This is a genomic window from Bradyrhizobium sp. LCT2 (assembly GCF_009931255.1).
Classification (GTDB): domain Bacteria; phylum Pseudomonadota; class Alphaproteobacteria; order Rhizobiales; family Xanthobacteraceae; genus Bradyrhizobium; species Bradyrhizobium diazoefficiens.
The window spans coordinates 6,717,633-6,733,243 of the sequence record NZ_CP034432.1 but is presented as its reverse complement, the minus strand read 5'-3'; the positions used below and the strand labels follow the sequence as shown (position 1 = coordinate 6,733,243).

General features: G+C 64.4%; 15 protein-coding genes. 7 read left to right on the top strand and 8 right to left on the bottom strand.

Translation table 11 applies throughout. The features are described from left to right. Nucleotides 1-20 precede the first annotated feature (20 nt). The 3 genes from EI171_RS32105 to EI171_RS32095 are packed head-to-tail and all read right to left on the bottom strand — an operon-like array spanning nt 21 to nt 4,059. Nucleotides 21-1,931 (bottom strand): NAD(P)/FAD-dependent oxidoreductase, encoded by a 1,911-nt coding sequence (locus EI171_RS32105; protein ID WP_161535709.1) that lies wholly within the window; start codon nt 1,929-1,931, stop codon nt 21-23. Then, nucleotides 1,928-2,569, bottom strand: a complete 642-nt coding sequence (locus tag EI171_RS32100) for a TetR/AcrR family transcriptional regulator (protein ID WP_161535708.1) — start codon at nt 2,567-2,569, stop codon at nt 1,928-1,930. The genes EI171_RS32105 and EI171_RS32100 overlap by 4 nt, the downstream gene beginning before the upstream one ends. After that, the gene (locus EI171_RS32095; protein ID WP_161535707.1) at nt 2,566-4,059 is read right to left on the bottom strand and encodes an AMP-binding protein; all 1,494 of its coding nucleotides are present in this window, start codon (nt 4,057-4,059) and stop codon (nt 2,566-2,568) included. Before EI171_RS32095 ends, EI171_RS32100 begins: the two co-directional genes overlap by 4 nt. Before the next feature lie 171 nt (nt 4,060-4,230). On the opposite strand from EI171_RS32095, the gene EI171_RS32090 reads away from it, so the two are divergent. The 7 genes from EI171_RS32090 (at nt 4,231) to EI171_RS32060 (ending at nt 10,665) form a co-directional block, all read left to right on the top strand. Then, entirely contained in the window at nt 4,231-5,490 is a 1,260-nt protein-coding gene (locus EI171_RS32090; RefSeq protein ID WP_028172189.1) for an ABC transporter substrate-binding protein, read from the top strand. Between the two features lie 90 nt (nt 5,491-5,580). After that, nucleotides 5,581-6,483 (top strand): branched-chain amino acid ABC transporter permease, encoded by a 903-nt coding sequence (locus EI171_RS32085; protein ID WP_011085968.1) that lies wholly within the window; start codon nt 5,581-5,583, stop codon nt 6,481-6,483. Beyond that, nucleotides 6,480-7,499: a branched-chain amino acid ABC transporter permease gene (locus tag EI171_RS32080; protein WP_161535706.1), complete on the top strand. Its 1,020-nt coding sequence runs from the start codon at nt 6,480-6,482 to the stop codon at nt 7,497-7,499. Before EI171_RS32085 ends, EI171_RS32080 begins: the two co-directional genes overlap by 4 nt. Nucleotides 7,500-7,644: 145 nt before the next feature. Next, nucleotides 7,645-8,400: an ABC transporter ATP-binding protein gene (locus tag EI171_RS32075; protein WP_028172187.1), complete on the top strand. Its 756-nt coding sequence runs from the start codon at nt 7,645-7,647 to the stop codon at nt 8,398-8,400. Next, nucleotides 8,397-9,110 (top strand): ABC transporter ATP-binding protein, encoded by a 714-nt coding sequence (locus EI171_RS32070; RefSeq protein WP_011085971.1) that lies wholly within the window; start codon nt 8,397-8,399, stop codon nt 9,108-9,110. The genes EI171_RS32075 and EI171_RS32070 overlap by 4 nt, the downstream gene beginning before the upstream one ends. 205 nt (nt 9,111-9,315) lie before the next feature. Continuing rightward, complete coding sequence (locus EI171_RS32065) at nt 9,316-9,495, top strand: hypothetical protein (protein WP_246740314.1); 180 nt, start codon at nt 9,316-9,318, stop codon at nt 9,493-9,495. Nucleotides 9,496-9,606: 111 nt separating this feature from the next. Next, complete coding sequence (locus EI171_RS32060) at nt 9,607-10,665, top strand: YeiH family protein (protein ID WP_161535704.1); 1,059 nt, start codon at nt 9,607-9,609, stop codon at nt 10,663-10,665. Nucleotides 10,666-10,799: 134 nt separating this feature from the next. Here EI171_RS32060 and EI171_RS32055 read toward each other — a convergent pair whose 3' ends face one another. From EI171_RS32055 to EI171_RS32035, 5 genes are all read right to left on the bottom strand, one after another. Next, on the bottom strand, nt 10,800-11,672 hold the full coding sequence (locus EI171_RS32055; protein ID WP_161535703.1) for an ABC transporter ATP-binding protein: 873 nt from the start codon (nt 11,670-11,672) through the stop codon (nt 10,800-10,802). Further along, on the bottom strand, nt 11,669-12,580 hold the full coding sequence (locus EI171_RS32050) for an ABC transporter permease (protein ID WP_082756356.1): 912 nt from the start codon (nt 12,578-12,580) through the stop codon (nt 11,669-11,671). The genes EI171_RS32055 and EI171_RS32050 overlap by 4 nt, the downstream gene beginning before the upstream one ends. Continuing rightward, nucleotides 12,577-13,998, bottom strand: coding sequence for an ABC transporter substrate-binding protein (locus tag EI171_RS32045; RefSeq protein ID WP_161535702.1), 1,422 nt, complete (start codon nt 13,996-13,998; stop codon nt 12,577-12,579). The genes EI171_RS32050 and EI171_RS32045 overlap by 4 nt, the downstream gene beginning before the upstream one ends. A 181-nt stretch (nt 13,999-14,179) precedes the next feature. Beyond that, entirely contained in the window at nt 14,180-14,953 is a 774-nt protein-coding gene (locus tag EI171_RS32040) for a Crp/Fnr family transcriptional regulator (RefSeq protein ID WP_186363047.1), read from the bottom strand. 358 nt (nt 14,954-15,311) lie between these two features. Continuing rightward, nucleotides 15,312-15,608: a gamma-butyrobetaine hydroxylase-like domain-containing protein gene (locus EI171_RS32035; RefSeq protein WP_028172181.1), complete on the bottom strand. Its 297-nt coding sequence runs from the start codon at nt 15,606-15,608 to the stop codon at nt 15,312-15,314. Between the last annotated feature and the right edge of the window lie 3 nt (nt 15,609-15,611).

Here is a 15,611-nt window from a genome sequence, read left to right as displayed (position 1 = left end):
CGTTGTGGGCGCCATCAACTCTACGCCTTCGTCAGCCTGTACTGCCCAAGATCCGGATCATGCGTCATGCGCCAGTAATCCACGAAGCGCCAGGGCATCGCGGAAAACACGCGGCCGCTTGAGTTGCGATAGTAAGTCGTCATGCCCGGATGGGTCCAGATCATGCCCTCGTGCTCGGCGTCGACCTTGCGGACGTAATCGTCGAGCACGTCCGGACGGACGTCGATCGCTGCGACATCGCGCGCGATCATGTCGGCAAGACACGCCGAGATGTAGCGGCTCTGGCACTCCGACTGGAAGATGACGCTGCCGCCATGCGCGGGACCTGAGTTCGGGCCGAGCATGCAGAAGAAGTTGGGGAAATCAGGCACGGTGAGACCGAGGAACGCGGTTGGGTTGTCGTTGCCCCAGGCCTCGCGCAAATTCTTGCCGTTGCGGCCGCTGATGTTCAGGCGCGCCGCCATCTCCGTGACCTTGAAGCCGGTCGCGACCACGATGATATCCGCGGGGCGGTGCTTGCCGTCCGCGGTGACGATGCCGCCCTGGTCGAAACGGTCGATCGCGTCGGTGACGAGCTCCACGTTCGGTCGCGTCAACGTCTTGAACCAGTTGTTGTCGAGCAGGATGCGCTTGCCGTAAGGCGGATAGGTCGGCACGCATTTTTCGATCAGGTCGGGGCGGTCCTTCAGCTCGGTCAGGATGAAGTCGGTCAATTCCTGCCGGTGCCGGTCGTTGCCCTTGTTGACGGCGCGCTCCGGATGCGGCCAGGCCGGGTCCTTGCGCAGGAACGGCAGCAGGCCGTCGCCATAGCGCCAGAACATGTTGAAGCGATACCACTGCACATAGAACGGCAGATGCGCCAGCAGCCAGCGCGCGCCCTCGCTGATCGGGTCGGAATAGCCCTTCACCGGCCGCGCCCATTGCGCGCTGCGCTGATAGACGGTGACCGAGGCAACACGGCCGGCAATCGCCGGCACCAGCTGCATCGCGGTCGCGCCGGTGCCGATCACGGCGACGTGCTTGCCGTCGAGATCGATATCGCCGGACCATAGCGCCGAATGCAGGATCGTGCCCTTGAAGCTTTCTTCGCCTTTGAAGCGCGCGCGGGAGGGATCGTTGAGCTGGCCGATCGCGCTGACCAGCGCGGTGGATTCGAAGGTCTCTTCTCCGTCCTTGGTCCTGAGCGTGGAAATCCAGCGCCTCTTGCCTTCGTCCCAGCGCGACGAGGTCAGCTCGGTGTTGACGCGCAGATGCTTGCGGATGCCGTATTCATCGGCGACCTTCAGGAGATAGCCGAGCAGCTCCTCGCGCTGGCAGAAGTACCGCGTCCATGCGTTGCGCGAGCCGAACGAATACGAATAGGAATGGTTCGGTGTATCGACGCCGCAGCCGGGATAGCGGTTGATCCACCAGGTGCCGCCGAGCTCGTCGTTCTTCTCGACGATGGTGTAGGGGATGCCGAGATGACCGAGCGCCACGCCGAGCGCGATGGCGCAGACGCCGGCGCCGACGATCAGAACGTGCTGCTCCGCGAGCTTGTCGTCGGAAGGACGCGTCGTCCATCGTGTCTCGCGCGGCACAAAGCCCATCTCCTCGCGCATCAGGGGCGCATATTCCGGCGCGACGTTCTCGCCGAGGCAGGCGCGCATCATCTTCAAGAGCAGCTCTTCGCCGGGGTCGGTGATGACCGGCTGCGGCGAGCCATTGGCGAAGAGGTTGACCACCGCGGTGCGGATTTCGTCCTGGATCTCCTTCGGAACGCCGGCTTCGGGATCGGGAATGAGGCGGATGTCGCGCTTGGGCAAGTACGGCGGCTCGAGCCAGCGCGCCTCGCCGGTCATGTGCACCAGCACCATCAGGAGGCAGCGGATGTCGCCTTCCGCGATCGCCGAGGCGATGTCGAGCGGGTGGTGGGGAGATGCGATGTTCATGGCGTTTCCTGATCTCCCGATGAACTGAACAGGCCGCGCGTCATCAGCTTGCGATAGGCGGAGATGACGTGGTCGGGCACGGCGGTGACGCCGCCTTCCGAATAGGAGTAGCGGCGGCTGAGATAACCGCGCGCGCCCATCAGCATGTGGACGATCGCCTCGAATTCCTCGTCGCTGTAATCCCCGATCGCGCCCGCAAGGCGGGCGCGGCGCAGGATGCGCACATAGGCGACCGAGATGTTGTCGAGATGTTTTTGGTAGCCGATCGGGGCAAAAAATTCCGCCTCGTTGAGGATGCGCAGGAATTCCGGCACCTCGCGGATGAAATCGAAGAAGGCGGAGAAGCGCTCGATCTCCTGCCGCGCCGCGTGCGCATTGCCGGTGCGGGCGCGGATGAACTGGACCATGTCGAGGCCGATCTTGGGCAGCAGCTGGTCGAGCAGCTCCTGGCGGTTCTCGAAATGATTGTAGAAGGTGCCTTGCGCGACGCCGGCCTGCTCGGTGATGCGGGCGACGGAGGCTTCGGCATAACCATGCTTGCCGACGACCTTGGTCGCGGCGTCAAAGATCTTCTGCTTCGTCCAGGCGTTGCGCTCGACGCGGTTGAGCTTTGTGACCTTGGCATTCGCTTGCGTCATTCAGACGTCTCCAGCTCGGCGCGCAGCACGCGCTTGAGGATCTTTCCGCTCGGGTTGCGCGGCAGGCTGTCGCGGACGACGAGCTGCTTCGGCACCTTGAAGCTCGCCAGCCGCGCGCGGCAATGTTCGGTAAGGGCAGGGAGCTCGAGGCTCGCACCTTCCGCCAGCACGACGATGGCGACGGGCCGCTCGCCCCAGCGCGCATCGCGCAGGCCGATCACCGCGACCTCGCGCACCTCTGATAGCTCGTAGATGACGCGTTCGACCTCGGAGGAGGCGATGTTCTCGCCGCCGGAGATGATCATGTCCTTCTTGCGATCGGTCAGATACAGAAAGCCCTCGTCGTCGAGATAGCCGACGTCGCCGCTGCGGAACCAGTCGCCGAAGAAAGCCGCAGCCGTCTTCTCCGGGTCCTTCCAGTAGCCGCGGGTGATCTTCGGCCCGCGCAGGCAGATCTCGCCGTTGACGTTCGGCGGCAGCGTCCTGCCGTCCTCGTCGCGGATCTCGATCTCGACATGGGCGATGGCGCGCCCGGTCGAGCCGATCTTCTCGATCTCGCGGCCGGCCTCCATGAAGGTGTCGCCGCCGACGGTCTCGGTGAGGCCATAGGCGTCGATGTAGCGCGCATTGCGGAAATATTCCGAGAAGGCGCGGATGCGCAGCTCCGGCGTCTTCTCGCCGCCGCCGATCGCCCATGTCAGGCTGGAGACGTCGTAGCGATCGCGGGTGGGGCAGGTGAGCATCGCCGTGGTCATGACCGGCGCGAACCATGCGGCGTTGAGCTTGTCCTCCGCAATCGCTGCAAGCGCGGCCTCAGGCTCGAAATTGCGCTCGATGCGGATGAAGCCGCCATGCCAGAGCACGGCAATGCCAGGCAGGTCGAGTGCTCCGACGTGATAGAGCGGACCGACGACGAGGAGGCGCGTCTTGGCGCTGAGACCCAGCGCGATGGTCTGGTCGGCGGACTTCCAGTAGAAATTATCGTAAGACAGCATCACGCCCTTGGGGCGGTCGGTCGTGCCCGAGGTGTACATGAGCCGCATCAGGTCGGACGGCGCGCGGACGTGCATTGGCGCAGCCGCAGCGCCGCCCGCGAGACGCGTAACGCTCTGCTGGGCGGCTTCGTCCAGCACGACGATCTTCGCGCCCGCCGCGTTCGCGGCCAATTCCTCATCGACGATCAGAAGGCGCGCGCCGGCATTGCCGGCGATGTAGCCGACCTCGTCACGGGAGAGGCGGAAGTTGATCGGCAGAAAAACCGCGCCGAGATGGCTGGTGGCGAACACCAGCTCCAGGAACGCCGCGCTGTTCTTCATCAGCACGGCCACGACATCGCCGGCGCCAATGCCCTGCGCGGCCAGCCAGCCGGCCGCTTTCCGGATGCGCGCGTCGAAGACCGCGTAGGAGATCTCCTCGCCGCGGTATTTCAGCGCGGGCCGCTCCGGCGTGCGCCGTGCATGAAAGCCGATGAAGCTCGACAGGTTGATCATTGTGCGGGTTTTGGGCCGGTTGCGGCCTCATTTCCTCCCTTGATGAATTCTGACTCGTAATTCATCTTTGGCTTGACGTCACCCCCCTACCTCTGAAATCCTTGGGAACACGGAGACGAGACGATCTCCGACAGGGATTTGGAAACGCCGACCCGACAGAGGGAGGGAAAAATGACGAGAACCCGCACGCCGGGCATCAGCCGCCGTTCAACGCTGGCGCTGATGGGCGCCGGTGCGATGAGTGTTGCAGCGCCCTGGGTGGCGCGCGCCCAGGCCAAGACGATCAAGGTCGGCATGCCGACGATTCTGTCGGGCCGCGTGGCGCAGCTCGGCACGTCCTCGCGCAACGCGGTGATGCTCGAGGTCGACAAGGTCAATGCCGCCGGCGGCCTTGCCGGGCGTCCCATCGAGATGGTGATCCGCGATTCCAAGGGCCAGCCGCAGGAAGCCGCGCGCGTCGCGCGCGAGCTCGTCAACACCGATGGCTGCGAATGGCTGATCGACGGCGAGGCCTCGTCCGGATCGTTCGCGGTGCACGAGGTGGCGCGCGATCTCGGCGTGCTCTGCGTCCACACCTGCTCGGAGGCATCCTCGCTCACCGCCGATCCGAAGCAGCACATCCCGAACGCGTTCCGCTGCGTGCGCCAGGGCATCCACGATTCCATCGTCGGCGGCAGTTATGCAGCGGCGATCTCCAAAGCCAAGGGCCTGAAGAAGTGGGCGACCTGTTCGCCGGACTATGCCTATGGCCGCGACACCACCGGCGAGTTCACGCTATACCTGAAGCGCTTCGCGCCGGACGTCGAGGTCATCAGCGAGTCCTGGCCAAAGCTGTTCCAGCCCGACTACACCGAAGTGGTGACCAAGATCCTCCAGGCCAAGCCGCAGGCGCTGTACTCCTGCCTGTGGGGCGGCGATCTCACCTCGTACATCGACCAGGCCAACATCTACGCGATGTTCAGCCAGATGGAGGTGTTCGCGGTCAACATGGCCGACTACACCGCGCTCACGGTGGTGAAGAACCTGCCCAAGGGCATCCACTCCGGCAACCGCTACATCAAGACCTTCCCGACCACGCCGGAGAATGCCGCCTGGGGCGATGCCTACAAGTCCAAGTACAACGAGTACCCGACCAACTGGTCGTGGCAGAACGCGACCGCGGTGATGTTCCTGGCCGAAGCCGCCAAGAAGGCGAACTCCACCGACGGCAAGAAGATCGCCGAGGTGCTGGCCGGCCTCACCATCAAGTGCCCGTTCGGCGCCGACGGCACCGTGACCATGCGCGGCGATGATCACACCCTCGTCGGCTACGCCATCGGCTGGGGCACCACGATCCCGCAGGAGCCTTATGTGCCCGAGGTCAAGGCCGGTGACTGGAAGACGATCTTCGAGCTCGAGGCCGAGTGGAAGAAGAGCAAGGGCTACACCTGACCGCGCGCGAGGCGGAGGCGGCCAACCGTCTCCGCCTGTTTCGTTTGATTCTCCGCGCCAGGTCCGGCGCGCTGCAATGAAAGTGCTCCCGTGGATCTCGACGCGCTCGCCGGCTGCCTCTCCAGCTCCGCCTGCCTGGTGACGCAAACCACCAGCGGCCTCATCATCGGCATGCTGCTGTTTCTGGTCGCGGTCGGGCTGACGCTGATCTTCGGTGTGCTCAAGGTCGTCAATTTCAGCCACGGCGCCTTCTATATGTTCGGCGCCTATTTTGCGATGACGGCCTATCATCTCACCGACAGCTTTGCGCTGGCGATGCTGGCGGGTGCGGGCGGCACCGCCATCCTCGGCCTGATCTTCGAGCGCGTCTTCATGAGCCGCGTCTATGGCGCCGACGTCTTGATGCAGCTCCTCGTCTGCTACGCCTTCGTGCTGATCTTCGATGATGTCGTGCGCATCATCTGGGGCCCCGAGTTCAAGTCGATGGGCATGCCTGCGGCGTTCCAGGTGATGCCGCTGTTCATCGCCGGCGGCGTGGTGCCGCCTTATTACCTGCTGCTGATCGGCGTCGCGCTCGTCGCGGCCATCGTGCTCGGCATTGGGCTGTCGCGCAGCCGCATTGGCAAGGTGATCCGCGCCGCCGCGCACAATCCCGGCATGGTGTCGGCGCTCGGCATCAACACCGGCCTGATCTATGGCGGCGTGTTCGCGCTCGGCGGCATGCTGGCGGGGCTGGCTGGTGCACTTGCCGCGCCGGTGCGGTCGCTGACCCCCGGTATGGGATTCTCGGTGCTGATCGAATCCTTCATCGTCACCGTGATCGGCGGTATGGGCTCGATCCTGGGCGCCCTGATCGGCGCGCTGCTGATCGGCCTGATCCGCTCGTTCGGCTCGCTCGGCTTTCCCCTGTTCACGGAAGGCCTGATGTACCTGTTCATGGTGATCGTGCTGGTCTCAAAACCCACCGGCCTGTTCGGCAAGGAGGCGGCATGACCGAGCTGGAGGCCGGACGCGCGCAAGCGCTGGCGCCGGTGCGCAGCGGCGCGGCGGTTCACCGCCATCGCGACGTTCTGATCGCGCTGATCGCCTTCGCCGTGCTGGCGAGCCTGCCGCTGCTGACCGGCAGCAAGGCGCTGCTCGATTTCGTCATTCGCTGCTCGGCCTACGGCCTGTTCGCGACCTCGCTGAACCTCCTGGTCGGCTACACCGGCCTGACCTCGTTCGGCCACGGCATGTTCTTCGGCCTTGGCGCCTACAGTTTCGGCCTGATCATGCAGAAGCTTGGCCTGCCCATTCCGGTCGCCTTCGTCGCGACGCTGGTGATCACGGCGCTCATCGCCGCCGTGATCGGCGCGATCTGCGTGCGGCTGAAGGAGATCTACTTTGCCTTCGTCACGCTGGCGTTCCAGATGCTGATCCACTCGACCATCCTGTCCTGGGCGTCCTTCACCGGCGGTGACCAGGGCCTGCGCGGCGGCATCCCGCGTCCCGCGTTCCTTGGCATCGATCTGTCGAACCACGTCCATCTCTATGTCACGAGCTGCGCGCTCCTTGTCCTTGGCCTGCTCGCGATGCGCCAGATCGCGCAATCGCCGTTCGGCTACACGCTGCGCATGATCCGCGACAACGCCGCGCGCGCAAGCTTCCTCGGCATCGACGTCTGGCGCGCAAAGCTCACCGTGTTCGTGCTGGCGGCGCTGTTCGCGGCGATGGGCGGCATGGTGATGGCGCTGTTCGTCTCCGGCGCCTATCCGGAATTCGCCTATTGGACCATCTCGGGCGAAGCCATCTTCATCAACATGCTCGGCGGCGTCTCGACCTTCCTGGGGCCGATGGTCGGCACCGTGCTGCTGCTGCTGCTCAATGACACCGTGACGCGGTACACCGAGTACCACGGCATCGTGCTCGGCGTAGTCATCCTGTTCTTCGCACTGGGCCTGCGCAAAGGCCTGCTCGATTTCGTCGCCGAATGGTTCGCACACCGGCGCGACGCCGGCGAGGGACGCTAGCGATGTCAGGTGTATCCATCGGGCAGTCATTCCGGGGCGCACGAAGTGCGAACCCGGAACTTCGAGATTCCGGGTCTGGTCCTGACGGACCATCCCGGAATGACAATGCCAGACAACGGCGCGAGACAGGCGAGGGGCGCTAGCGATGCTCGAGATCCGCAACCTCGCAAAGTCCTTTGGCGGCGTGAAGGCGACCAACGACGTGACGCTCGACTTCCCCGATGGCTCGCTCACCGCCGTGATCGGCCCGAACGGCGCCGGCAAGAGCACCTTCTTCAACCTGATCACCGGCGCCTTGAGGCCGGATTCCGGCGAGGTCCTGCTCGACGGCGTCGATCTCGCCGGGCGTTCGCCGCCGGAGATCGTGCGCCACGGCATCGGCCGCGCTTTCCAGGTCGCCAGCATCTTCAAATCGCTGACGGTGCAGGAAACCATGCTCGCCGCGGTCAGCGCCGATCAGCGCACTTCCGCAGTGCTGCACAAGCGCTTTCCCTTGCCCGAGACGCGCGATCGCGCCGAGCATGTGATGGAGCTGTTAGGCCTGTCCGGCAAGCGCAACCGCACCGCGGCGACGCTGTCGCATGGCGATCAGAAGCTGCTCGACATCGCGCTGGCGCTCGTGCTCGAACCAAAGGTGCTGCTGCTGGACGAGCCGACCGCTGGCATGGGCCCGGAGGAGCGCTGGCGCATGATCGACAAGGTGCGCGAGCTCTGGGAGACGCAAAAGATCACCGTCGTCTTCATCGAGCACGACATGGACATCGTGTTCAAGATCGCGCCGAAGATCGTCGTGCTTTGCTATGGCCGCATCCTCGCCACCGGCACGCCGGACGAGATCCGCAACAACAGCGCGGTGATCGAAGCCTATCTCGGCACCGAACATGCGGGAGCGGCCGAATGAGCGCAGCCATCATCGAAGTCGCCGATCTCGACGTCTATTACGGCACCAGCCAGATCCTGTTCGGCGTCGGGCTTTCCGTGCGGCAGGGCGAGACCATGGCGCTGCTCGGCCGCAATGGCGCCGGCAAGTCGACGACGATGAAGGCGATCATGGGCCTGGCACCGCCGCGGCGGGGCAGGGTCAGCCTGCGCGGCGCGGTGATATCAGGCCGGAAGCCGCACCATATCGCCCGCGCCGGGCTCGGCTTCGTGCCGGAGGACCGCCAGATCTTTCCGGAACACACGGTCGAGGACAATCTCGTCATCGGTCGCAAGAAGGGGCCGGAAGGCCAGGACGAGTGGCCGATCAAGCGCATCTATGAAGTCTTCCCGCTGCTGGAGCCGCTGCGCCATCGCATCGCCGGACGCCTGTCGGGCGGTGAGCAGCAGATGCTGGCGATTGCGCGCACGCTGATGGGCAACCCGGCGCTGTTGCTGCTCGATGAGCCCAGCGAGGGCCTCGCGCCGATCATCGTGCAGCGGATCGGCGAGCTCTTGCGCCAGCTCCGCCAGCTCGGCTCGACCGTGCTGATCGCCGAGCAGAACATGCATTTCTGCCTTGGCCTGGCGAGCCATGCCACGGTGATCGACAAGGGCCAGATCGTCTATGCCGCCGGAATCGACGAGCTGAAGGCCAACGAGGCGATCCGGCGGCGTTATCTGGCCCTATAGCCTGGGCGCCGGTGTCCAAATAGGCCGGAAGAAGAAAACTGTTGTCCCGGGGGCGTCCGACGGAAGGAGTTTCCCCGTCGAGGCGCAAAAACGCCAATCGCTTCCATTGCCGTTTGGGGCCGAAACGACGACATTCCGTTCAGAATTTGATGGATTGGCGCGAGCTATGGAACGCACTCGATTTGAACCCTTCGGCGAGCAGCTGGTGTCCGCAACCGACACCCAGCCCAGGTCGCGCGCCTCGAAGCTCCTGTTGCGGGCCGGAACCACGCTGTTCTGGTCGCTGGTCGCGGGCATCGTGCTGGCGCGCGCGGCCTTCTTTGAGCCGGGCATCTATGACGGCTTCAGCCGCGTCGCCTCGCTGGCCAAAAACCTGATCTTCTGAGCCGGTTTATTCCGGGTCGAGGACAGAACTTCCCTCGGCCCTGATATGTCGAAAACTTATTTCCCAATTGGATCGTGCTGCGTATAAATCTTTCTCCTCTGGGAGAGATTTGTGTCGCAGAATCAAGCATCCAGCCCGGCCGATGCCAAGCCGGCCACCGCCATAAGCCGCATTGCGGCGCTGATTCCGGGCATCCTCCTCTGCATTGCCGTCGCCGGCATCTCCGCCCTGCTGGAGCGGGCGGAACTGGGCGTGTTCGAGCATCCCTATGTCGAGGCGCTGGTGATGGCGATCCTGCTAGGCATGGCCTTGCGCAGCTTCTGGAAGCCCGCGCCGCGCTGGCAGGCCGGCATCGCCTTCAGCGCAAAACAGCTGCTTGAAGTCGCAGTCATGCTGCTCGGAGCCTCGATCAGCTTCGCGGCCATCGCCGCCTCGGGCATCGCGCTGCTCGCATCGATCGCCGCGGTCGTCGTCATCGCGCTCTGCGTCTCCTTCGGCCTCAGCCGGCTGCTCGGCCTGTCGACCCGGCTGTCGATCCTGATCGCCTGCGGCAACTCTATCTGCGGCAATTCGGCGATCGCGGCCGTGGCGCCGATCATCGGCGCCAACAACGACGAGATCGCGTCCTCGATCTCCTTCACGGCGATCCTCGGCGTCATGATGGTGCTCGGCCTGCCGCTGCTGATCCCGCTGCTGCAACTCTCCGCCACGCAATACGGGATTCTCGCGGGCCTCACCGTCTACGCGGTGCCGCAGGTGCTCGCGGCGACGGTGCCGGCCGGCCTCGTCTCGACGCAGATCGGCACGCTGGTGAAATTGATGCGTGTGCTGATGCTCGGACCGGTCGTCGTCGGCCTGTCGCTGGTCGCCTCGCGTTGGCAGAGCGACGCCAAGAAGACCAATGTCGGCTTCTTCCGCCTGGTCCCGTGGTTCATCCTCGGCTTCCTCGCGCTGGCGACGCTGCGCTCGCTGGAGATCGTCCCTAGCACGGTGGTCGGACCGGTGACCAAGATCACCAGCTTTTTGACGGTGGTGTCGATGGCGGCGCTGGGCCTCGGCGTCGACGTCCGCGTGCTCGCCAATGTCGGCGGACGGGTGACGGCTGCGGTGACGCTGTCGCTGATGCTGCTGCTCGGCATCAGCATCGCGCTGGTGCATTGGTTCAAGTGATTAGAACGAACTGCCGTAGGGTGGGCAAAGGCGCGAAGGCGCCGTGCCCACCATGTATCCACATTCATGATGAAGATGGTGGGCACGCTTCGCTTTGCCCACCCTACGAGGCCCGCAAACGGGGCGAGGTTAAGTCAAATCACATCCGCCAGCGAATGCCCGTGCAGCTCGATGTTCAGCCCCTGCATGCCCATGTCGGTGATCTCGCCGCCCATCGCCTTCAGGCTTTCCTCGCGGATCAGCGACATCAGCCCGCGGCGCAGGCCCAAAAACTCCGACGACATCATCATCGCTTGCTGCCGCGGCCGCTCCAGCGGGATCGGAATCTCCGCCTTGATCGAGCCGGGGCGGGCGGTCATGCAGTAGACGCGGTCGGACAGGAAGATCGCCTCGTCGATGTCGTGGGTGACGAACAGCACCGAGATCTTCAGCCGCTGCCACATATTGGTGAGGATCTGCTGCATGATGACGCGGGTCTGCGCGTCGAGCGCGCCGAACGGCTCGTCCAGCAGCAGCACCTTCGGTCCCGTCGCGAGCGCGCGGACGATGCCGACGCGCTGCTTCATGCCGCCGGAGAGCTTTTCCGGATAATGCTTCTCGAAGGCCTCTAGCCCGGCAAGTCCCAGCAGCGTGCGCGCGGCGCGCTCGCGCTGGGAGCGCGCCATGCCGCGCATCTTCAGGCCGAACTCGACATTCTCCCGCACCGTCTTCCAGGGAAACAGCGAATATTGCTGGAACACCATGCCGCGCTCGGCGCTGGGGCCGTTGACGCGCTCGCCGTCGACGGTGACGATTCCTGTGGTGGGCTTGAGGAATCCCGCGACCGCGTTGAGCAGCGTCGACTTTCCGCAGCCCGAGGGACCGACGATCGAGACGAACTCGCCGGGCTTCACATGGATCTGCGTATCGGTAACGGCCTGAACCGGTCCCTCGATACTGTCATAGCTGAGCGAGAAGTTCCGGACTTCGATATGGCCCTTCGACGGGTTCGCGAGCATCTCGGTCATGTCGACCTCCACGGCATCACCAATTGTCCCGCGCCCCTGATCAGCAGGCTCGATCCGAGGCCGAGCACGCCGATCGCGATCATGCCGAGCGCGATGTCGGCATACTGGACCAGCGAATAGGCCTCCCAGGTGAAGTAGCCGATGCCGTATTGGCCCGAGATCATCTCGGCGGCGATCAGCGACACCCAGGCGACGCCCATGCCGACGGTGAGGCCGGTGAAGATGTGCGGCAGCGAGGCCGGGAAATACACCTCGCGGAAGATCGAGCGTTCGCGCGCGCCGAGGCACTGCGCGGCGCGCACCAGAACGGGATCGACCAGCGACATGCCGTGCAGCGTGTTGACCAGGATCGGAAAGAACGAGCCGAGGAAGGTGATGAAGACGATGCTCTGCTCGTTGGTCGGCCACAGCATGATCGCCATCGGCACCCAGGCGATCGCCGGGATCGGCCGCAGCACCTCGGCGACCGGGAAGATGATTTCATGCACCAGCTTGAAGCGGCCCATGATCAGGCCGAGCGGCACGCCGACGATGGCCGCGAGCGAGAAGCCGATGAAGATGCGCCGGCAGCTGAGCACGATGTGCATCAGGAACTTGGGATCGTGGATCGCCTTGGTGAAGCTGGCATAGACCGCGAGCGGCGAGGGCACGTTGGTGAAGCGCACGAAGAACACGACGCGGTAGGTCGTGAGCAGGTGCCAGACCAGCAGGAACGCGATCAGCGAGGCGATGCCGATCGCGGTCGCGCGCAGCCGGCCCTGGTTCAGGCGATACCAGCGCAGCGCGAGCGTGCCGAAGGAGTGCGGTGTCTGGGGCGGCGTGACGGCGGGCATGGGGCCCGCCTCAGCCATTGCAGTTGTTGCCGGCATGCTGTCCTCGGACTGTCTGACGAGGGCGGGACTGCTCACGTCTTGCCTCCGCCGACCGCTGCCTTCACCGCATCGTCGAAGCCGAGCACCTTGCCGCCGATCTTGGCCGCATGGGCTTCGGCATCCTTCTTCAGCAGGAACGGCGCGACGTCGCCATTGCCGACCGCGAAGAAGGCCTGGTCGGCGAACAGCTTGATGCCGCGGGTGGTGTCGAAGACGTAGGCCACGTTGATCTTCTTGCCCTTGGCCTTGAAGTCGGCATAGGCGCCTAACGTGCAGGCCGCGGACGCGAACGGCAGGATGCCGGCTTCATCCACCCAGACCTCGCCGGCCTTGCGCGGATCGGTGATCGGCTTCTTGCAGAAGCTGTCTTCGCCCGTGATTTCGTAGTTCTTGGTGCTCGCAAGCTGCGCGTCATAGTCGAGCTTCATCTCGGCATAGGCCTTGCGGATGTAGCTGTCGTCGACCCATTTCTTCGGATCGAACTCCTTCATGCGGCCGAGGTTCTGCAGCACCTTGACGTCGGTCGTGGCGGCATCGATCAGCGCCGGCTTGATCGTCGGGTCTGTGGTCATGTTGCCGCTGGGGCCGAGGAAGATATAGACGACCTCCTTGTTGATCCCGGTCCACTCCTGGATCTTTTCGGCGGCAAGCTTGGGATCGTCGCGTAGCCACTGGTTGGCGGCGATCAGCGCCTTGAAGTAGGCGACGACGACCTCGGGATATTTTTCCGCGAAGTCGGTGCGGACCACGATGCCGTGGAAAGTCGGCAGATTGGTCTCGACGCCGTCGAAGATCTTTCGCGCGAAGCCGCGGAACGGCAGCAGCTCGGCGAAGGGGACGAAGTCGGCATGCGCGTCGATCTTCTTTTCCTGGAGATTGGTCGAGCCGACCTCCGGGCTCTGGCTGACGAGCTGGAAGAAGTCGGATGTGTAGCCGCGGTCCTGCATCGCCTTGAGCACCATGCCGTGCGCGGCGGAGCCGAACGGCACGCTGACCAGCTTGCCCTTGAGATCGGCGAGATCGTAGTAGGGCGAGTCCTTGTGGACGACGAGGCCGTTGCCGGAGCCGGACAGGCTGTAGGCGGCGATGCCGATCAGGCGGCTCTTGCTCTCCGGATTGCTCTCGAAGGTGAAGCCGTTCACGATCAGCGGATAGTCGCCCATCATGCCGATCTGCAGCTTGTTCGCCATCATCGCGTTGGTGACGGGCGGGCCGGAGGTGAAGTTCTGCCACTCCAGCTCGAACTTGATGTTGGCGTATTTGCCTTCCTTCGGCAGATATTGTTCGAGGAGATGAAGCTGGCGGATCACGACGCCGGCGGTCACCGTGTTGGTCGTGGTGTCCTGCGTTCCGATGCCGAGCGTCACGGTTTCCGCCGAGGCCGGCTGCGCGAGGATCAGCGCCAGCGACGTCACCGACATCGCGATCGAGAGCGTGGGAAGATGGCGGACCATTCTCATCCTCATTCGGTTGGATGTGCTGTGGTTGCCATGATTGGGTGAGGGCCTGGACAGGGCAAATCCGGAATGAGCGCCGCAGTCGATTAGTTGCCGGGAAAAGCTGATTGCATACTCCTTGGGCAGTCCTGCACTATAAAGCCGCTTGCCTGTGCACCGGCCCTGGCCGCAGGCTTCCTTAATCGGACGCTTGGCCGCGCATCTCTTCCAGCACGTCGGTGCGGCACACCACGATCTGCGAGCGTTTGGTCACGACGATTCCCTTCTCCTGCATGCGCTTCAGGCTGATCGTGACCCATTGCCGGGTGGCGCCGACCATGTGGGCGATGTCGGCATGGGTGAAGGCGGCTGCGATCACCCGGCCGTCCGCATCCTCGACGCCGTAGAGCTCGACGAGATGCAGCAGGAGATGCGCAAGGCGCTGGGTGATCGAGCGCGTTCCCAGCATCTGCGCCAGCGCGGAATAGCATTTGCCCTTGAAGGTGAGGCCTTCGATCAGGCCGATCGCAAGGTTCGGGATCTCTGCGGCAAGGGACCGCAGTTCCTTTCCGGGAAGGTGCACCACGCTGCAATTGCTGGATGCGACGCCGGACCATTGATGCACGGTGCCTTCGAACACCTCCGGCCCGCCGACGAAATTGCCGACATGCCAATAGGCCAGCGTGATCTCACGTCCGAGCGGGGAGGTGTAGAACACGCGGATGCGGCCGCTCTCGATCAGCCAGATGCCGTCATGCTTGCCGCCCTGGCTGAACAGCGTCTGGCCGCGGTTGAGCACCTTGCGGCGCCCCTGCTTCAGCACCAGCTCCCGCTCGCGCGGCGTCAGCTTGTCCATCAGCGCCGGCGGTCCGCCGATCCATTGCTGGTTCTCGGTGAGCAGCAGCGAGGAGCTTCCGGCAGGCCGGACTGCTGGGGGAACAGCCCCGCGAACCACATTGGCCGCCTGCAACATCACCTGCCTCCGGAACGTTCAAGTCGTTCTAATGAGGAGCAATGTCCGTGCCAGATTCACTCCGCTGTCATCGCCCGGCTTGACCGGGCGATCCAGTATTCCAGAGGCGTCAATGGGTTATCGAGAGGCCGCGGCGTACTGGATTCCCCGCCTTCGCGGTGAATGACAGCGGAATTTGTGGCTTGGCTAGCGTGCCTCACCAACATCGTCGTCCTGGACAAGCGAGCGAAGCGGAGCGCTGATCCAGGACCCATTACCACACGTGTGCGTTGTTGCGCGGCCATGTTGCCACAGCCCGCTTTTGCAACTTGCTCTTGGGGTAATGGGTCCTGGCTTTCGCCAGGACGACATCGATGGGTTAGCGCCCCGCCAGGCTCAGCAGATACGGCTTGGGGTAAATCCCCCGGTTGTGCCCATCCGAAAATGAGATGTTCAGCCCATAGCCGAGATCGCCGATCTCGGTGATGGCGATGCCCGGAAAGCGGTCGGGGAAGCGGCCGTCGAAGCGGGCGCGGGTGCAATGGGCGCACTTGCAGGAGAGGCGAAGCTGTTCGGCGGGCAGGCTCAACGCATCGTCCTGCGTGGTGCGGACGAGGAGCGCGGCGAGATCGGCGCTGGCTTCGTAGTCGGCTACGGTCGGTGCCACCAAAGTCATGGT